The sequence below is a fragment of the Sphingobacterium bovisgrunnientis genome, assembly GCF_009829085.1.
Taxonomy (GTDB): Bacteria; Bacteroidota; Bacteroidia; order Sphingobacteriales; family Sphingobacteriaceae; genus Sphingobacterium; species Sphingobacterium bovisgrunnientis.
In genome coordinates this window covers 81,605-100,261 of record NZ_WUQY01000011.1, presented here as the reverse complement: position 1 = coordinate 100,261, position 18,657 = coordinate 81,605, and the positions used below count along the sequence as shown (strand labels likewise).

General features: G+C 35.6%; 17 protein-coding genes. 2 read left to right on the top strand and 15 right to left on the bottom strand.

What is annotated here, in order from left to right:
- Positions 1-165: 165 nt before the first annotated feature.
- Both GOQ16_RS07550 and GOQ16_RS07545 read left to right on the top strand, forming a co-directional pair.
- Complete coding sequence (locus GOQ16_RS07550; RefSeq protein WP_160068732.1) at positions 166-1,452, top strand: hypothetical protein; 1,287 nt, start codon at positions 166-168, stop codon at positions 1,450-1,452.
- 666 nt (positions 1,453-2,118) lie between these two features.
- Positions 2,119-3,900, top strand: coding sequence for a hypothetical protein (locus GOQ16_RS07545; RefSeq protein WP_160068731.1), 1,782 nt, complete (start codon positions 2,119-2,121; stop codon positions 3,898-3,900).
- A gap of 159 nt (positions 3,901-4,059) precedes the next feature.
- Here GOQ16_RS07545 and GOQ16_RS07540 read toward each other — a convergent pair whose 3' ends face one another.
- The 15 genes from GOQ16_RS07540 to GOQ16_RS07470 all read right to left on the bottom strand — a co-directional run bounded on the left by GOQ16_RS07540 (position 4,060) and on the right by GOQ16_RS07470 (position 18,495).
- The gene (locus GOQ16_RS07540) at positions 4,060-4,869 is read right to left on the bottom strand and encodes a DUF4099 domain-containing protein (protein ID WP_160068730.1); all 810 of its coding nucleotides are present in this window, start codon (positions 4,867-4,869) and stop codon (positions 4,060-4,062) included.
- A gap of 20 nt (positions 4,870-4,889) precedes the next feature.
- Positions 4,890-6,110, bottom strand: coding sequence for an ArdC family protein (locus GOQ16_RS07535; RefSeq protein WP_240140977.1), 1,221 nt, complete (start codon positions 6,108-6,110; stop codon positions 4,890-4,892).
- Positions 6,103-6,252 (bottom strand): hypothetical protein, encoded by a 150-nt coding sequence (locus tag GOQ16_RS07530; RefSeq protein WP_160068728.1) that lies wholly within the window; start codon positions 6,250-6,252, stop codon positions 6,103-6,105. Before GOQ16_RS07530 ends, GOQ16_RS07535 begins: the two co-directional genes overlap by 8 nt.
- 2 nt (positions 6,253-6,254) lie before the next feature.
- Complete coding sequence (locus GOQ16_RS07525; RefSeq protein ID WP_160068727.1) at positions 6,255-6,785, bottom strand: M23 family metallopeptidase; 531 nt, start codon at positions 6,783-6,785, stop codon at positions 6,255-6,257.
- A 43-nt stretch (positions 6,786-6,828) separates the two neighbouring features.
- Positions 6,829-8,799: a type IV secretory system conjugative DNA transfer family protein gene (locus GOQ16_RS07520; RefSeq protein WP_160068726.1), complete on the bottom strand. Its 1,971-nt coding sequence runs from the start codon at positions 8,797-8,799 to the stop codon at positions 6,829-6,831.
- A gap of 52 nt (positions 8,800-8,851) precedes the next feature.
- Entirely contained in the window at positions 8,852-9,703 is an 852-nt protein-coding gene (gene traN / locus GOQ16_RS07515) for a conjugative transposon protein TraN (RefSeq protein ID WP_160068725.1), read from the bottom strand.
- Between the two features lie 120 nt (positions 9,704-9,823).
- On the bottom strand, positions 9,824-10,978 hold the full coding sequence (traM, locus tag GOQ16_RS07510; RefSeq protein ID WP_160068724.1) for a conjugative transposon protein TraM: 1,155 nt from the start codon (positions 10,976-10,978) through the stop codon (positions 9,824-9,826).
- A gap of 6 nt (positions 10,979-10,984) precedes the next feature.
- The gene (locus tag GOQ16_RS07505; protein WP_160068723.1) at positions 10,985-11,434 is read right to left on the bottom strand and encodes a hypothetical protein; all 450 of its coding nucleotides are present in this window, start codon (positions 11,432-11,434) and stop codon (positions 10,985-10,987) included.
- Positions 11,412-12,032, bottom strand: a complete 621-nt coding sequence (gene traK / locus GOQ16_RS07500; protein ID WP_160068722.1) for a conjugative transposon protein TraK — start codon at positions 12,030-12,032, stop codon at positions 11,412-11,414. Before traK ends, GOQ16_RS07505 begins: the two co-directional genes overlap by 23 nt.
- Before the next feature lie 18 nt (positions 12,033-12,050).
- On the bottom strand, positions 12,051-13,193 hold the full coding sequence (locus tag GOQ16_RS07495) for a TraJ family protein (RefSeq protein WP_240140976.1): 1,143 nt from the start codon (positions 13,191-13,193) through the stop codon (positions 12,051-12,053).
- 10 nt (positions 13,194-13,203) lie between these two features.
- Positions 13,204-14,004 (bottom strand): hypothetical protein, encoded by an 801-nt coding sequence (locus tag GOQ16_RS07490; RefSeq protein ID WP_160068721.1) that lies wholly within the window; start codon positions 14,002-14,004, stop codon positions 13,204-13,206.
- Between the two features lie 23 nt (positions 14,005-14,027).
- Positions 14,028-14,699 (bottom strand): hypothetical protein, encoded by a 672-nt coding sequence (locus tag GOQ16_RS07485; RefSeq protein WP_160068720.1) that lies wholly within the window; start codon positions 14,697-14,699, stop codon positions 14,028-14,030.
- Positions 14,696-15,355 (bottom strand): hypothetical protein, encoded by a 660-nt coding sequence (locus GOQ16_RS07480; protein ID WP_160068719.1) that lies wholly within the window; start codon positions 15,353-15,355, stop codon positions 14,696-14,698. Before GOQ16_RS07480 ends, GOQ16_RS07485 begins: the two co-directional genes overlap by 4 nt.
- Positions 15,352-16,011 carry a hypothetical protein gene (locus GOQ16_RS07475; protein WP_160068718.1) on the bottom strand — a complete coding sequence of 220 codons (660 nt, stop codon included), beginning with the start codon at positions 16,009-16,011 and terminating at the stop codon, positions 15,352-15,354. Before GOQ16_RS07475 ends, GOQ16_RS07480 begins: the two co-directional genes overlap by 4 nt.
- An 18-nt stretch (positions 16,012-16,029) precedes the next feature.
- Entirely contained in the window at positions 16,030-18,495 is a 2,466-nt protein-coding gene (locus GOQ16_RS07470) for a TraG family conjugative transposon ATPase (protein ID WP_160068717.1), read from the bottom strand.
- Between the last annotated feature and the right edge of the window lie 162 nt (positions 18,496-18,657).

Genomic DNA, 18,657 nt, shown 5'->3' with positions numbered 1-18,657 from the left:
TCAAATAAGACTTTGGCAACAAAGCACAAGTCTGTGAAGCCCGAAGCCCATTTGTCTTTAGCAAATGGGTAGTTCACAACTCATTATAGTAAAGCAAATAAAAAATTTAAGGCTGATTTTGAGTTTTATTTTTCATCTAAGGATGATAACTATGATGTGGCTCAAATGGTGGAAAGTCAAATAAAAAGTATTATCAAAAAATATTCTAAAAGGAATTATATCGATTATAGCAGTAGCAATGCATTATCAAGAGAACTGTCTAAGTTCTTGCAGTCAGGTGAGCAATATTTGAAAAATAATAATTTGCTTGACGCTTCTAAATTTACTATGACATTTATTAAAGAAGTAACGCCTGCTTTAGATTATACAGATGACAGTAGTGGTTCAATTACAGATGTAATTATTTCCAGTATAGACTTATTACTTGATATAATTTCCAAGGCACCATTTTCATTAAAAGAACGTATTACTGATTTATTGAAAGTTGAAGTTCAAAAATCCATGTATTATGAATTTGGAGAGTGTGGGCATACTTTGGTAAATATATATTCCACCCTGTGTTCTGAATTAAATAGGAGTTCTGATTTCATTGATTTTGCAGAGAAAAGAATTCATGCTACAAGAGTCAATGGTGATGTTTATGAGCACGAATTTTTTGTAGTTGAACTCATATTATTTCTTTTCCAAGAAAATAATCAAGAATATGCGATGCAATTAATCTATGAATATCTGCACTTACCTGCGGTTCGGCAAATTCTTGTGGAAGAGTTGATTAGTATGCAAGAATTCGATAGTGCAATAGCTTTAATTGAAGACGGTATTTTGTTGGCTAATGAACATCATAGTTTTGGATTAGTTAAGCAATGGGAGAGAAATCTACTTCGGATTGCAGAAATTCAGGGTGACACTAAAACTCTGCGAAAGAATTACGAGAAGTTGGCTTTTGATCCAACTTTTAGTAGTGCTGATTATCAAAAATGGAAGAATACATATTCTGCAGAAGAATGGCCATCAATAATTGAAAATAAAATAAAATCTATTCGTAACAAAATTCAAAAAGCAAAAAAAGCCAATAAATGGCAATCAGAAGATTATTTATTATTGATCTCATTAGGTCCAATTTTTGTTCAAGAAAAAATGGATAAAGAGTTGATCGAGCTTATAAAGAAACAAACGGAATTAAATATAATCCTTCAATATCATTCTTATTTAAAGGATTTATATCCAGAAGACTTAATGAAATTATATCTTCCTTTATTAGAGCAACTTGCCGAATTTGCATCTGATAGATCTGCTTATAAGAACTTATTAAGGGTAGTAAATTTAATCTATAATGATATTCCATCTGGAAGAAATGCTTTAAATAACCAGTGCATTGAATGGAAAGTTATATATCAAAGACGTCCAGCTATGCTGGATGAGATAAATAAGTTTATTGAGCGTGTTTCATAGGCACTTAAGATCTTTTAGATCCTTGTTATCACGATTTTTTAAGCCTTTATTTATACAAAAATGAAAGTATAAATAATCACGTTTTTTACAGTTGTTAATTTAGGTTTGAATTTTATGGTCTAAAATTTTTTTAGGCCATAATTACTACTTCCAAATGGCATTCTCTATATGACCTGATTTTTCACTGGAGATACATTACTATAGGACATTATTTATGGTATGCTATTGACAAATTGAATTTTGAGATATATTTTGTTTCAAGTATATTTTGTTTAGTGTGAAATGGCCCATATTGTTGGGCCATTTTTTTAGCACTGTACAAACTCTAGTAAATAACTGCAAGAAAACTTAATCAAATGTATATGTGGAATCGGATTTTGTTTTATCTTATTCTTGGCGCAAAGTAGCGGGGTTGGTTAAACCTAACAAAAGAATAGCAGAGGGTGGCTAAAGCGTCTTGGTGGGGGGGCGTTAGTAGACAACTTTTAATTATGGTAAGAGATATGTTTTTCTATCCTAGATTAATAAGAATAAAATGAATTATTTTTCATATTTCAAAAGTAGCTAAACAGCTACTAATTTTTATTTTGTAAGAAAATGTGAGGTTTTTAGCTTTACTAAGGTGTTAAATATGGGTAGTTTTGTACCATAAATTATATTATACATATGAGAATATTTTCTTCTTTAGCTTTCAGTGTTTTAGCATTACTATTAATCGTAACTAGTTGTGATAAATCTGATTCAATTTCAAAAGATAAAGTTATTATTAACAATAACTTAAATTCATTGAATCAACGTGTGTCTAGTAAAAATGCAGGTTTATTAAATTTTCAAACGCCATCTGCAAATGGTATGAAATTTAGAAGTGGTGATACTGAGCAGTCAGTAATTCTAACATCATCAGACAAAAACTTTGCATTAGCATTGGTTTCAGAAGTTTCTTCACCATCTTTCGATGGTGAGAAGTTGAGATCCACGCATGTTGCTATAGAGGGATCTTATGCATACGTAAGTTATAATACAGAGGGAGACAAATACTTAGGGGGTGTAGATGTTATTGATATTTCAGATATTAATAACCCAAAATTAGTTGTAAGTGCTCAACTTCCAGATGTAGATGTTAATGCTTTACAAGTGGATGGGAATAAGTTATTAATAGCTGGGGCAGCAAATAGAGATGTGTTTTCAGAGTTATCGACTTCTGCTTGGTCTTCTTTCTTGACTTTAAATAATGGTATGCTTGGCAGTAATTATGAATTCCAAAATCTTCCCGGTCCTTCTGCACTAGATATAATTGCTGGAAAGCAAGGTGCTAATTTTGTCGTATCCGGAGGAATGAGCGGTGTACTAGCCAAACTTAATAAACAAAATGGAAATGTTGAGATGTCTATAACGATTCCTGATTTAAGATCTGTTAAAGATAATGGTACGAAAGTAGTTGCCTTAAGTGGTACAGGGGTATTAAAAGTGTATAATGAGTCTTTAGTCCATGAGAAGGATGTTTCTGTTGAATCAAACACGGCAGAGTCTAAAAGGACAATGGATTTACATCAAAATATGGCCATTGTTCCACAAGGAAAAAGTGGATTTGGCATTTATAATATACAATCGGGAAATTTAGTTAAGCAGCATGGGATTCCAAATTATTCAGGCAACGATTTAAATTTAGATCCAGAGGATGTTGTAGTAAATGCAGTCTCGGTAAACAGTGATAAACTATTTACTGCCAATGGAGGTGCAGGCATTGCTATTTATAATTTTTCTGGTGAATCTGGTTCAGCAAATTTACTTGGGACGGCAAGTTTTAACGGAATGGATTTAACATCTAGCAATTTTGTGATAAGTAAAAATAACTTTGTTTTTGTAGCATCAGGGAGAGGGGGATTAAAGATTTTAAAAATGATTGATCTTACACCAAAGGTTCCAACATGTAATGGAACATATCCTATTTATTCTGGAAATGATAGTTGGTTCAATATCAATTCAAATGATGTTAGATACTTCTCGGGAGTACGTGCTTTCCAAGGCGTAAATATAGGCGGAGCATTAACTTGGTGCGGTACCTTAAGTGTTACTTCTAGTGACTTAAATGTTAACTCAAATGGAAAGTTAGATGTATATGGAACATTAGCAGCATCTAAAAACATAAATGTTAATTCCAGTACTAATCTTTATGGCGCCTCTGTAGTTGAGGGTAATATTAATTTAAATAGTGCAGGTGTATTAAGAGTGTCAGGGAATTTAGCTCAAGGAAAAAATTCGGCAAATACCACCTTCCATATAAATGGAAAATTAGAAATCGATGGTGAGGTTGTTGTCTACGGGGATTTGAATATTAATAGTTCAGGTACTGTGGAGTTTAAGAATGCAGCATCTAAGCTAATCGTGTATGGAAGATTTACTAATAACAATGGAAAAGTTTTAAACGGTAGTATTCAAAAAATATAATCACATTAAAGCTGTTTCATGTGATCTACTTACTCTGTATTTATAAAACGGAGCGTAAAACCCACAGGCTAAAGACCTGTTGGTTTTACGCTCCGTTTTATAAATACATTATTTTATCTTGTGTTCCACTTCTTATTTATTAAATATATTGACAATACTTCATCTAGAAGGATATCTGTAAGAATCATTCTGCGTATTGTTAGCCATTTGAGCATGATAATCCTTAACAGTAGTTTGCTTATCAATATTTTCTTTATTTTCCATAATTAGCCTTGCAAGAGTTTCATTATAGTTTTTTGTTAACCCTTCGGTCTGCTCATGCATATTATCTCTTAGGTTTTTTAGTTCTCTAAAAATAAGATAGGACAGCCCTCCATCAATAAGTACAGAAAGGATTAACCTTTTTCTATCTGAGAGTATACCTTGACTATCGGTGGCTGAATGTTGGAACTTTGTACCATCTTGTAATTCAATTAGTTTACCTTTTCTGAAATCCTCTTGCTGCGAAGCAGATAAGGGCAAGCCGTTAACTTCAATTATTTGTGGTAGTCTACTAGGGTCATACGATACAAAATCTTTGGTTTGTTTATCGTATTCGATGTTTACAGTAATGATGTTATCATCTTTAGTTTTGTGTAATTTGCTTATTAGGTTCACTTCTCCAGAAATAAGAGCCTCGTTTTCCAAAGAAGTTAATAAAGGGTGTTTTTGTGGCTTATTATAAATGGGGTGAATTTGAAGAGTAATATTGTTTAGCTCATCACGATACAGTGAAAGTTTTGCGTCGAGTTTATCGATTTCGATGCCATCTACCTGCAGCCCTTTTAGGCTAACCATATCTGTCCTTCGGCCTGAAAGTAAAGATTCAATATCTTCAGGTTTTAATTTTAAGTCACCGTCTTTATAAAGTCCTAATTTTTCTAAATCCTCTAAGGGAAGGGTTTCCATTTTACTTTTTGAGTTTTCCATAATTATTGGTTTGAGAGATATTATCGTTTGATTGAAATAATATTAGAATGTTCTTCATTAGTTGGTAAATGCGCAGCGTTTTGATTAATGTTAATTGGAATTATTTTAGTTGGGCTTTTAGCCGATAGTAAAGAATTATATAATACATCGGATTTTGAAAGAATGAAGTTATTTCCCGTGGATAGATCTTCAACTCTAAAGCGACCTCTTTTAAGCAGGCTATGAATTTTATAAGAGGTGTTATTGTACTCAATTACTTCTCCCATATTTAGGCTTGAGCCCATTTTTTTACTCGAAACTTTAATGTTCTCTTGTATATCTCTTGATGTATTTATGTCTCTTTTAATGTCGAATGCCATTATGTAGTTTAATATTTTTTCGGCATCTGCTGCTGCGGCATGTATTTCATAAGGTTTATCTTTTAGTAATTGAATCCAGCTTTCCACATAAGCAATATGTTGTCCCGGATCATGTCCAATGTTAAGTTCATGTCCTATAAGCATTGAGGCAATTTCAGCCCTTAATTCCTCTCGGGCATACTCTTGAGTTCCTATTCGATTAAAAATATCTCTGTTCAAGCGATCCTTATGAGAGGTCCAGTGTCCCATTTCGTGCAGTACAGTAGCATAATATTTATCAGCGGAATCAAACTGATTGCGTTTGGGCATTACAATCTGGTCAGTTTTGGAATTGTAATAGGCTCTATCTTCATTATTGTGGGAAATATTAGCTTTGGACGCTATAATTAGATTTTCTACTCTTTGTAGATTTTCCCAGTTTGAAATTTTAGGTTCTTTTATTATTAAAGGTTCTATGCCGTTTATTTGCTGGGCATTAAATACCCATGCGGTTGTTATAATAGGTGTTTTAAGCTTTTGAAATTCTTTTAAAGGTTTTCCATCTTCCTGGGTTATTATTTTCCCCTGTTGGTCTCGCGAGGTGAAATAATCATGAGTTTTTACATATTGAATAAGTGTTGCTTTTTCGCCTTTTTTGACACTATACCCCTGAGAATCTGCTTGTTTAAATGTCAACCATCTAGGGTCTTCTCTTTGGGCACTTAATAGGGATAATATATTTATTCCTTTGTACCTGTTACCTGTAAGGGCATTATAGGGCAGCATGAATGAAGGACCATTGCTATTCCATGGCAATTGCCATGGCGCTGTTCCTTGTTCTAGCTTTTTAATAATATTGTTAGCAACTATTTCATGTAAAGCTTTGGAACTGTTATTATTCATCTTCATCTCCTTGCTTAAATTGACTTGAATGATCCATGTATTCTATTCCATATATTAGGGCTTCTTCCGGGGTTAGCTCAATGCTTCCTAGAGTGGTTAGTAAAGCTAATTTCTCTTGTAGGCTTATAAAATGATTATCCATTTTCATTTATTTTTTAGTGTGTTAAGGTGTAGTGATTGAATTTCTTTAAGAAATGATATAGGGTCTATATACCTGCCTTTTAGTTTTATCGATAGATGCAAATGTTCTGCTGTTGCAAGGCCAGTGTTTCCTGAGATTCCAATATTATCTCCTGCGCAGACCTGATCTTTTTGTTGTAGGAGTAAACTATTCAGATGTGCGTAGATTATTTCCAGTTCTCCAGATTTTATGGTAATATAATTTCCGAGATACCTATGGTATCCAGCAAAAATCACCTCTCCATTTAGAATACTTTTGATGGTATCTGATTTACACTTAAAATCTACGCCGTAATGGAATTTGGGTATCCCAAGGATCGGATGGATTCTCTTGCCAAAAGGTGAAGTGATTTTTAGTTCAGGCAAAGGGCTACTAATGTGGAGCTGTTGTGCAAAATGAATTTTAGGAATAAGTAATAGACACATTAAATAGGCAGGGAATATACAGGTGATACGTCTGTCTATAGAACAGAAATTTAGAAATTTATATAGCATGTTCTTTATGTTTAAAGAGATAATTAAAAAGATCTGGGATATCTTAGCTTCGGATAGCATCGTCAACTACCTGGTTTACTTGTTGAATTATCAGGGAATAATTCTCAAGTAGTATCTCTTCTTGTTGATCTCCAAAGTCGTAAAATAGGGGCATTTCTTGGTAGTTATTTTCCTCCTTATTCAACTCCTTCATATCCAGGTTTATCCTACAGTTGATTGCTGTGGTTTGAAATTCTCCAGTGAATTTTTCAATTCTATCACGAGCAAGAATGCCTACAACTTCTCCCGCTGAAAGCGATGCTATTTTTCCTGCAGGAATGAGCGAATCTAGCTTTTCATTGACCGAAATAGAAGTTTTTGTTCTATCTATACTTAGACTTTCACCTTGCTGTTTAACTTTTCCAAAAAGTTTTTCTAACCAATCGAGTGTATCCTTACTTCGTACTGCTCCAGATATGATGTTGCCCATTATAGCCATGATAGTATCAGCTGCCTCTTTGCCATATTGTTGACGGAGCATAGGTAGTTCCTGGATACCTAACACTACAGCAGATAAATTTGATCTGGCTTGAGCGAGTAATACATCAATCTTATGTATATATACACTTGGGGCTTCATCCACCACTAGGCCTACAGGTAGATTTCCTTTGGTATTTATAAGTTTAGTAACTCTATTAAGAACAACAGACAGGCAGGCCGAGTTAATGCTTTGCGTACTTGGGTCATTAGCAAGCACAAGAATTGAAGGAGACTTGGGGGAAGATATACGCAAGTCAAAATCGTCACCAGAAAACACCCAAAATGTTTCCTTGGTAGCCATTCTTGAGATAAATATTTTCAGGGTGCCGACCTGTCCTTCCAATTGATCAAATGCTTTAGCTTTATAGGCAGACATAAATGGAGATAATAAAGAGGCCAGTTCATCATTACTGAATAGTACAGTAAATATTTGATCGTATGATAAATTTAAAAAGGCTAGTACGTGAGGAAATGAGGAGTATCTCCCTTGTTGATGCCTGCTGAAATAATATATACATGCTGCAAGGAAATTTATGGCCGATTGCGTAAAAAATTGATCGCTTCCAGCTGACTTATCACCTTTTTTTAAAGCTTCCACTAACGCCTCTGCTGTCTCCGATGCATCAGCTAAGGTTTTTATATATTCGGACTTAAATGGATTCACTCTTCGGCTTTTTTGGGGCTCATTCAGATTTATCACATGAAATTTGTGTCCATATCCTTTATCGACCATTTTGCTATAATGATAGTACGCTATTTTGCCAAGATCCGGGTATTTAAGATCGTATAGGCACATGGTAAATGACTTATTTATCATCTGTCTAATTATAGGCATAATAACGCCGAAACTTTTCCCACTTCCGGGAACCCCACATACTAAAAGTCCGCGAAAAAGATTCTCAAGGCTAATGAACCCTTTGTTTACTTTTCTATTATAATAAAATAGCATGGGTATATTGATGGCATATGGATTAGTAGATGCTTTTGTTTGTTGCAAAAAGGACTCTTGTTGAATGTTCCATCTATCTTTCCCAAGGTTAGAGTGTATGATTTTTGATATGTTATCTAAGGCAACATGCAATAATACAACCCCAACTATGCTGCAGGCAGTATAGGTTAAATTCAGGGTGTTAATTTTATTTAGAATTGTAGAGGTTGGAAATTTATAATACAGCCAAATGGAAATACTTAATATTAGTATTCCAAAGATTAACGGAAAGAGAATATGTTTTTGCGGGTTGAGATCTACCTTCTTTTTTGATAAGGTTCCTATGGCCACTAGGCACAGTAAGCTCAGTGTAAATGATTTACTAGCTATAGGGCTACTATACATTGGTAAACTTAAAACTTTGTAGGTTAGATTTTCTACAAAAACATACTGGGTGTGTAGAAACGCTTTTGTAAATGCAAACAGATAGACATCAAAACATACGGAGAGATAAACTCCAAATTGAAGCAACCTATAAAGACTTTTTTGTTCTTTAGTTTCTTCCATGATCTCTTGAGTTTTTAGTTAATAAACTGATAATCTTGCTAAGGGAATTCGATTATAGGGCTTTTGCATTTGATATATCATCAAAACCTATGTCCAGATCTAGCATACGTCCGGAAATCTGCTTTTCTGTTAAGCTAATTTTGAGAACTTTGCTATTGGGGAATATGACTTTTTTAATGACATATATGTTACGTTGGTGGGATTTTATAGTACTTAGCTCCTTAAATTTCCATATGGGTGTTATTTCAACGCTTTGAAAGTTAGTCGTTTTAAGTACTTTTTTGTCTTCAACAAAAAACCTAAACTCATCGATGTCATAAGATAGTTTTGTCTGGTTTGAAAAACTGATATCTAAAAATATATATTCACCTACTGCATAAATCTCATTAACTGAAAGGGTTATCCCAAAATCCTTTTTCTTGGTGATTGGTTTGGATTTTTTTTTGGATAGGAGTTGCATGGATATTTCTTTTTTATTGATTTCTGTTAAAAGATCTCTGTTAATTTCCAGGGGTTGGCTCCTGATCGGATCGAGCTGGATTAAGGCAGGCAGGTTTGCTTGAAAGGTATTAAGGTAGCAAAGCCGGTATTGAGAAATAAAGTCTTCGGCGACAATAGTTAAGGTTCCAAGCTCGGGGCTTAATGCCCCTTGTGCTATAGAGTCGTTTTGAAATTTAATACGCAACATATTTTCTAAGGGCAAATCTCCATGAACTAGCTCAGAGGAGATATCGACATATTTAATGGGCTGTGGGGATAGAAAATGTACAGAGTTATCGGCGTACAGGTATATAGTAGGGAGATCCTGCATGTGCGTTTGTCGGGCTAAATTGTTTTGTGCAAAAATATGCGTGATATACAAAAGGGAGAATAGCAGTGTTAAATTGATTTTTATAGTTTTCATAAGTTATGTTTTTAGGTGTAAGGAAATATAAATTCGGAACTGTAGTTATGGATAATATAGGCCAAGATTAAAGCCTTCATAGGCGTGAATGCCGTAAATGTTTAGAAAAAAGCCTGGCTTTTAATTTGCGCTATTATTTGCACTTGCGTCTACTAAGTAGACATGGGTATTGTATTTTATTTTTGCTTTATTTTTTCTTATGTGTTTATTGATTGCTGAACTTGTGGATTGAAACATGCGCTGCACAGTACTCATTAATAATTGGGCATTATTTTCTGCTTGTTGATTAATCGTTAAGCCCTGTGCCGAGTTGCTGGTAATCTCCTTACTAAATTCTCTAAACTGAGATTCAGGAACATATAATCCGGCTTGACCATCTTGGTCATAGATGTTGAGTTTAACAGGTAATATCTGATCTTTATGCAGGATAGCGTTTACTGTTATTTGTACCCTTTGCGCGGAAAATCCCGATACTTTGGCATAGAGAAAGGTCCCTTTTTCAATTTTATATTTCCCTACTTTTAAATCTTCAAGCAGTCGTAAGCGAAGCCGCGAATCCACATAGGAGGTTCTATTTTCATCTATTATTGCCTTTATTAAGCTTTCTTGTTTATCGCTTTTAATGGTATTAAAAACTCCCTTGCTATTTGTGAATTTTTCTACATTTAAATTTGTTGTAAGCTCCCTTTGTGCTGTTTGGTGTGGCTGTTCATTAGGCTCTTTAGAGTTATATTGGGGATCATTCGCTTTAGCAAAGCTGTCGGCTAGAGCCATCTGTTTTCGAAATAAATCCAAAGGATCCAGCTGCTTTGTGCTGGTGCTTTCTTTTTTTTCGTTTTGCTGATAAGGTAAATTTTTAAGTATTTTTTCTAGTTCTTTATCTGTGCTTTTTGCCGGATATGGTTTAGTTATGTTATAAGAAAGCTGAGCAGAGGATAATGATTTCTCAATAGAGTCTAATTTTCTTTTTTCGTTCTGGTTGTATAGCTCATCGAACTTAAATTCTGTTTGCTGCTCCTGTTGTATTTGACTTATGGCAGTATATCCGTCTGCATATTTATATTGATTTTTATATGCAGCAAGTTTATCTGCCAGCTCTCGTTTTTTTATTTCATCGGACACATCGGTAATATGCTCTTGCAGTGTATTTTCCCTGGGCTGGTCCTGCGGATTTTTGGTGGCAAATACATCATTAAATATGTAATAGAATATACATAAAAAGGGCAGTGCAATAACAGGAATGATGTACCGTGGTTTTTTGAAGTTAACTTTCATAATTTGCTATTTATGTACCAGTGTGTCTGGCATTTTTGAATTGATTATGCTGGTTTCAATTTTCTGCATTCTTTCAAAAACATACAATACCATGGCACTATCTTGGTGGGTTAATGAATCTTTACGAACTAATTGTTCAACTATACTTTGGAGCTCAAATAATTCTTTAGTCGCTGAGGCAGAGTAGGCGATGCTTCCCATTCCAGCGTAAAAGCCTGACAGCAAACTTTTGGCAGGGGCTTGTGTGGTATCTTTGTGCGTTTTAGGTAAATAAAAAAAGCATCCTAAAGAGATTAGAATGCTGGATACCATGACCCCATATACAGTTTTGGGGTAGGAATTTATAATATAGAAGAAGCTGCGCTGTATTTTACCGATATGATCCTCCCAACGATTATATAACTCCTGCCATAGGGACGGTTGATCTTGTTTATTAGATGTTATTCTTCTGAACATGGCTGATATCTTTATTTTCTATTGTTTTCCATTTTGTAATTAATACACCATGGCCGTTATTCTCGGTTCTAAGTTTTAGATCATGGAGGTGTCCTTCTGTGATAATTGTTCGCACCACAGTGGAGCTTCGTCTATCAATAGTTTGTTTACCGTAATAGCGAAAATATTTCCTTTTAGGATCTATATGAATAGAATCTGTTTGTATAGTTAATACAGCGCTTGAAGAGAGTATGGAGTTGAAAAATCCCTTTTCCCGTAAATTGTTGTACTGTAATGCACCTGTTTCATCTATCAAGTACATTGCTTTTTTCATTTGGTACTCCATGAATTTCTCATCTGGTGCAAGTGTAAAAAAGAGCATATGGAATAAATTCACATGCGTTCTATATTCAAGCGGTCTGTTCACGTTCACATCCAGCTGGTTTGCTTGATAGGGGGTAGAATTTTTATCTAAGATATATACGGATTTACGGGCGATATGAATCTGTTTAAATGCAAAGAAACTTACGCCAAGTGATATTATAATACTAGTTATAAGACTTAAAATCGAAATCCATGAGGCTAGTCTAATCTTGCTCTCGATGTTTCTAATAATCATAATGATAAGGATTGTAGTTTATATTTTAGTTGCGATTTTGCTGGCTGTACGCCATGCTGCTGATGAGTTCCTAGCTACGGTGCTCACTGCAGAGGTAATTCCACTTGTAGAAATAATCCATGTGCTGATACTGGGAACGGTTAACATGGTAAGGCCCCCTATAATAAAGGAGATAATAACAATACCGAAACTTAGTATACCGTTGGAGGCAAACCAGCCCATTTTTTCTAAAGTATCTCCCGATGTAGCTAATAACTGTTCATAGCGTGTAATCTCAGCCTCCATGGCATATTGTTGAAAAAGACTAGATATATGCATCACCAGGTAAGCAATTCCTGAATAAAGGTTAACACTGACAAAACGCGCAATCCAGCTTGAAAACGAATCTCTAAAGGCAGGAAGTATGCTTGTAGAAACTGAAAAAGGCCCTAATATGATAAGTATGGTGGAATATATAATTTGAATCATAAAAATTATATATACGCAAATTCTTAAGACCCATAGTGCAAGGGTTTCAAGTGTAAAAGTTAAAAGCAGTTGTAAGTTTACCTGCATTCTGTTTTTTAACTGTGTTACTGTATTCCATACGGTAGTAAATCCTTCTTTTACAGTAGAGGTAACCGATTCCCAGGCTTTGCCATACCAAGAATCTGCTTCTTTTTGAGCCACCTCGGTCTGGGCTTGAATGGTGGTAAGTTGGTCGGCAATTTTAATCATTAAATCTGCTCGTTTTATACGTAAGGCGTTTACTTGTAACTGTCCTGTATCGAATAGGGCTTCTGTTTTGGCGGCTATTATATCTGTGGGATAGGATATAATGCGTGTAAAGGGGCTCCACCATATTATTATCATTGCTAGGCCAAAAGGGCGCAGAAGTGGCATTATTTCTAATTTCTTATCACCTGATATCATATCATATGACCTTATGGCGAATGATATTAGCATAAAAATGGCTGCTAAGGCTTGCGCATCGGCTATAAATACATCAAAATGTGTCCACATGGTGTTTTTCATGCCCCGTAAAAAATGCATCACACCTTCCTCATAAACACCATTGCCTTGCAGGAAATTGAAAGTATCCTTAAATGATTCGGGTGCGCTGGCAGCAATAGATTGATGGTTTACGGGCAGAAGTGAGCATAAGAAATTTAAAATATTCATAGCATGAGGTTTATTTAGCGTATAGACGCGTAAGAATTTTGTTGGCTATTTGAATGTCTGTCTGCCCGGGCGGTATGGAAGGAATATGGAGGCTTAAGGCATTCGGGGAAACATGTATTTTCTTTGCTAGGGCGAGATACTTAGCTTGATACTGCACTTTTGCATTCCAATTGCTATTGAGTAGTTGATAGTCTTGCAGTATACGGTGATAACTAAGCATTCTACTTCCTCTATCCAAGTAACTTTGTTGCGCGATTGAGAGTCTCTGTCTTAGGCTTTCAAATTCTTGGATGTACCAGTCTAGCACTCCTTTGGCAATCAAGTTTATTTTTAATTCGTAAGAAAAATCTTTCAGATGATCAATACGATCCTCTAGAAGTGGGCTAAGCTCATTTTTATAGTATAGATTCCATAGTGGATCGGCAGAATTTACTTGGGGAGCGTAGTTATATATTTCCGTGAGGGAAGTGCTCCGCAGGGTGTCGCTGTGTAGTTTATAGCGCTGGGTAGATTCTTTCATTGCCAGTAGCATACCCATGCGTAGGGTTTGAGGTCCAGAAGCAGATAATGGGCGATGGTCTACTTTAGGATAGTTTGGGTGAAGGCCCCATGTAAGCCAATACTGCGGGTTTAATCCTAGAAAGCCTTTTTTTGGCGTAAATTTATTTTTATCCCATTGTTTAAAAACCATACGCTCTTGTTGATTGACAATGTGTTTATCATTTATTTTCCGTACAGTTTGTCCATTGAGAGGGCTCAAGCTTAGGATGATATAGAAGAGCAATAGGTATGAAAATTTTGATTTTAGCATTTTTTTAAAATTTAGTGGATAATTTACTTTAATAGGTTGTAGTACCTTAAAATTTCGTCTGCTTTCTGCTTATCGGTATTAATAAAGCTGGCATACGGATTAATTGATTTCACAATACCATTTATTTTAGCCCAGTAAATAGCGCGGTGCATGGAAAATATAAGGGCTCTGATTACTTTTAATTCTAAGCTTATTTTTGTGAGTAGATAATCTCGTTTTTGGTAATCCATTAAAATGTCCGTACCTTCTTTTAATATAAATTCGTATACCTCGGCAGCAAGTTTTAGGCTCCTATCTTTAAAAGATTTTGAGGCTTGCTCAGCAAAAAGTAATAGCCATGGGGCGGGGGCTGCCAGCTGCAATACCACACTGCTTTCTTTATATATCTCCTGTACAAGTTTGCCAATACCAACCACTTGGATAGAGGATTTCAAACCTTGATCTACATGAGTTAAAGATTGATGAATGATGTTTTTTACTAATATCACTGCGCTTAAATTTATATTGATATTATCTACTTGTTGATTTATTTGGCTAAGCAGTGATTTGTGGTAGCTTTCCGCAGATAAGCGTACAGCAGCATTTTCATTAACTGTGCGCAGGTGATTGGCATCATGAATGACGGTTACCACCCCTTGGGCTAGCGCAAAATTTATCGGAAAGAAGAACAAAACGATTATATATATTAATTTCATGGGGTCAAGATTTTTATTTTCGATAGGATACGCTCTACGATACGTTTATCTTCATTTATGAAATCAGAAAATGCATGCTGGGATTTAACCTTTTTAAGTACACTGGCGTAATACATGGAGTTTGCAAGACTCCTTGAGATGCTTAATATAGTTTTCAGCTCGGTGATTACCTGAGCATAAAATATTCGCCGGTCACTTTGCTTCATCTGATTAATCTCCCCGATTGTGAGCATAAGTCCTAAAATATACCTGGCTAACTGTTGGGCTCTATGGATTAATTCGCTTTGAGAATTTAGGGCAAGCCTTAACGTGCTGGGGTCATCCTGGACATAGTGGAGTATGCGCTCCTGCTCGTTGGTAATCTGCTGTATTAATTGGGAAGATTCCATCGATGTATTAAGGATAAGTAATGCTGTCCCTAGCACCTGAAATCGCCCTGTGATCTCACGGTATCGACTTTTTAGCGTTGCGGTTTGCTGGCTGTTTATTTCTTGGTTTGCTGTCGCTACAACTTGGGTGCTTCGAAGAGTTTGCTGTTTTTCATATTCTTGTTTGCTGTGAGCGACAAGCTGATGTAATAGTTCAATATTAAGCTGTGCTTTTGACAAGGGCAGTAGGCACATGTTAAAGGTAAATAGGAGCAGTAGCGTTTTCATTTTTTAACCAGTCTTGAATTCCTAATAATATCATCAGCTATACTCTTATCAATATTTATAAAGGTGCTGTAAGGATTCAAGGATTGTAGTATTCCGCGCTGCTGCGCCCAGAACATGCTTCTTTGCATTCCAAAGGCTATTCCGCGCAGTATGTTAAGCTCAATTCTTATGTAGTTTAATAGCTTAGCCCTTTCACCCGAATCCATCAGGTTTTCCTTTCCGCCTTTTAGAGCGAAGGTGCCCACTTCTAAGGCTAAATTTGAAGCCCTAGTTTTAAACTCTCGCGCACCTTCTTCTGCAAAAAGTAGGAGTATGGGGTTGGCTTTTGCTATTAATAGTGCTTTTTCAATGTTTTCTAGAATGTCGGCGGAAATTTCAGTGATATCTTTAACGGCTAAAAGCGAGCGCATTACACCCGATACCTCTGAAAGACCTCTATAAATTTGATTTTGCAAATCATTGGCTATAGTTAACTGACCCGTGATTGCAAGCTGTCCACGTTGAATCAGTGTAAGGTTTTCATTGACATTATTAAGTTGGTTATTAATAACTCCAGCATGTGTAGCTGTTGCTGCTGCGACAGTAGGGTCAATATAAACTTGGGCATTGGCTAGGTGTAGGCTCAATACCATTAAAATAATGGAGAGAATTTTCATGGAATAGTATTTTAAGGTTTACAAATAAATTGTTCCAACGGGCGCGCTGGTGAGATTTACCTGGTTAACAAAATCTTGAAGGCTCATTTTCGATTTGTTAAAGTCATCCACAAAGGCTGTAAGGGCATTGGGGTAGGTTTTAAAGTGTCGCACGTATATTTCCACAGCACTTTTCTCTGGCTTTTCTGTTGTAAAGGCCAGGTGGTGATATAAGCTTACCTCTACGCCATAGACCTCGCCGGAATTCCCTCTTCTAATATAGAATTCATTGAATCGGGACCGATTATGCTTATTATCAAGCTTATTTATGGTGCTAATTTTTAGCTGCTCGACAGGACTTATATTAAGAAGTTCTGCTACTTTTTTTAAATCAGTTTCTTTTTGTTGCAGAAGTATAACCGTATCCGAGTTGTTAATAATACTATCTTTGATTATGGGATTTCCTATGATGTCGTTTATTTCTTGGGTTACTTCAATTATCTCTCCATAGAACTTACGTACCGTTTTATTTAAATACAACAGAAAATTTGCCATCATTGGAGAAGAGATAGCTCGCCAAGCTTCTTCTAAAATGAGCGTTTTCCTTCTGTTTTTTCTGTGCCTCATCTTTTGGATAAACATATCCATAATAATAAGGGTGACAATGGGTAGTAATATGGTGTTAGACTGAATATTGTCTATTTCATACACCACAAATTGCTCGTCAAAAAGAGATTTATCTGCAGGTTCATTCAAAATCTGTTCATATTCTCCGGCTTTATAGAATTTTTTAAGTACAAAACAGAATTCATCTATATCAAAGGGAATATTTTCCTGTTTCATGATGTTTGGGATATGTTTTTTTGCGAAAAGATAAAAGCTGTTAAAATTTAGCTCCTCTGTACGCTTATCCGCTTTATAGGAGAAGTAATCTATATAGTATTCTGAAATTACTTTTGAAATTACGTCACGTTCTAGGGTTGAAGCCTCACCGTTAGATCCTTTCCATAAAAGGCATATTAAGGTAATTAAGAAGTCTTTTTTCTCAATATTAAATTCTTCTTTTGTGATGGCAAAAGGATTCATGGTAATGGGGTTTTCATCACTATAGGTTATATATTTTCCATTATAAGTACTGCATAAGCCCGAGTAGGAGTGCCCCACGTCCACGATTACTACATCCATATTGTACTGTAGATACTGCTGAACGATAGCATTAATAGCATAGCTCTTTCCTGTTCCTGATGATCCCAGTACGAATCGGTTTCTATTTTTTATTCTTCCAGTTTGCATGGGATGATCCGATGGATCAATAGCTACAGGAATGCCTTGCCTGTCGGTGAAGTAAAGTAAAAAGTCAGATGGTTCATCGCTGGGCAATCGTTCTTTGAAAAACAAACATAACGCGGCATCGCAGGTTGTCAGAAACCAATCATACTTTTTTAATTCCACAGCATTTGCAGGAAGGGTTGTACGAAATAACTCGAGCTGGTTAAAGGCATTGCGGGAAGTGATGATTCCCTGTTGGAATAGTGCAGCCTCTATAAAGTTCGTTGCCTTATCTAGACTACCGGGGTATGTTGAGACCAAAATGTTAAAGTGCGCATGCACCAAAATTTGGTTTTCACGTGCAACATCAACTAATAATCTGTCAATATCTTCTACACATAATGTATTTGCGGGGTCAGGTATTCCCGCATGCCTATTTCTTTTAACTTCTAATTTATTTATCAGCTGGCGTTGTGCTGGTATTTCGATAAATTGATTGTATATGATAAGCTGATAATCGGGAACATTATAAAGAAAGAAGAAATTGTCAATAGGGAAATTTTGTGCATTGGAATCATTCTTTATAGTATATGGGCTTATCGTTTCAGGAAGATCTATACTCTGGGTGTTAATAAGTGTGATAGCCCGAACGTTTTTATTACCGATTGATAATTCTGTGTTTTCAGGCCTAATATTATCTAAAGTAATATTTTCATCTTTGAAATTTAAAGACATAACGCGCTTGACAAACAGATTTATCTGCTGGTTGGAAAGTATTTTGGGCTCTAGGTTTGCCTGAAAAAATAGTTCATATATTTTTTGAATATTTATAATAAATGCGGAGAGATCTCTGGCATCAAAAGTGTAAAAAGCCCCTTTTTTTACCGAACGGGTAATGGTGAAATAGGTTTGAATTTCTGTATAGGCTCTCCCTGAGAAATGCTCTTGGTATTTGCTGTGAAGGAATTCTTGATTTTGATTTGCTTTATATGCTTTGCGAATAAATATATCCTGCTTTTGCAGCATATGCCCTTCACCTAATATTTTAACCGCATTAAGAAGTATCTGATGATGCTGAATATAAAGTTTTGCATCTGCGGCATACTGCATAATGGGATTATTAATTTTTAGTATCACCGAATAATCACCATTTAAGTGATAGAGTATATCAATACCTTGGTAATTGTCTATACCGGCGTAGGGGATATCAAATAGATTTTTGATTACTTTTCTCATAGCTAATTAATAGTTTGGTTTGGGGAACAAAAATTCTGGGGTATTTTTTTCTATGGTAGGGTCCCTTATTTTGCCGGTGAAGTATCAACGCAATACAGCCACCCATGGTTGCAAGGGCGCAAAGTCCAGCTATTATCATGTTGGTTAAGGCCGCGGCAATGG

Coding starts and splice junctions, on each gene's coding strand:
- GOQ16_RS07550 (WP_160068732.1), top strand. CDS start 166: ATGGTGGAAAGTCAAATAAAAAGTATTATCAAAAAATATTCTAAAAGG.
- GOQ16_RS07545 (WP_160068731.1), top strand. CDS start 2,119: ATGAGAATATTTTCTTCTTTAGCTTTCAGTGTTTTAGCATTACTATTA.
- GOQ16_RS07540 (WP_160068730.1), bottom strand. CDS start 4,869: ATGGAAAACTCAAAAAGTAAAATGGAAACCCTTCCCTTAGAGGATTTA.
- GOQ16_RS07535 (WP_240140977.1), bottom strand. CDS start 6,110: ATGAATAATAACAGTTCCAAAGCTTTACATGAAATAGTTGCTAACAAT.
- GOQ16_RS07530 (WP_160068728.1), bottom strand. CDS start 6,252: ATGGATAATCATTTTATAAGCCTACAAGAGAAATTAGCTTTACTAACC.
- GOQ16_RS07525 (WP_160068727.1), bottom strand. CDS start 6,785: ATGCTATATAAATTTCTAAATTTCTGTTCTATAGACAGACGTATCACC.
- GOQ16_RS07520 (WP_160068726.1), bottom strand. CDS start 8,799: ATGGAAGAAACTAAAGAACAAAAAAGTCTTTATAGGTTGCTTCAATTT.
- traN (WP_160068725.1), bottom strand. CDS start 9,703: ATGAAAACTATAAAAATCAATTTAACACTGCTATTCTCCCTTTTGTAT.
- traM (WP_160068724.1), bottom strand. CDS start 10,978: ATGAAAGTTAACTTCAAAAAACCACGGTACATCATTCCTGTTATTGCA.
- GOQ16_RS07505 (WP_160068723.1), bottom strand. CDS start 11,434: ATGTTCAGAAGAATAACATCTAATAAACAAGATCAACCGTCCCTATGG.
- traK (WP_160068722.1), bottom strand. CDS start 12,032: ATGATTATTAGAAACATCGAGAGCAAGATTAGACTAGCCTCATGGATT.
- GOQ16_RS07495 (WP_240140976.1), bottom strand. CDS start 13,193: ATGAATATTTTAAATTTCTTATGCTCACTTCTGCCCGTAAACCATCAA.
- GOQ16_RS07490 (WP_160068721.1), bottom strand. CDS start 14,004: ATGCTAAAATCAAAATTTTCATACCTATTGCTCTTCTATATCATCCTA.
- GOQ16_RS07485 (WP_160068720.1), bottom strand. CDS start 14,699: ATGAAATTAATATATATAATCGTTTTGTTCTTCTTTCCGATAAATTTT.
- GOQ16_RS07480 (WP_160068719.1), bottom strand. CDS start 15,355: ATGAAAACGCTACTGCTCCTATTTACCTTTAACATGTGCCTACTGCCC.
- GOQ16_RS07475 (WP_160068718.1), bottom strand. CDS start 16,011: ATGAAAATTCTCTCCATTATTTTAATGGTATTGAGCCTACACCTAGCC.
- GOQ16_RS07470 (WP_160068717.1), bottom strand. CDS start 18,495: ATGAGAAAAGTAATCAAAAATCTATTTGATATCCCCTACGCCGGTATA.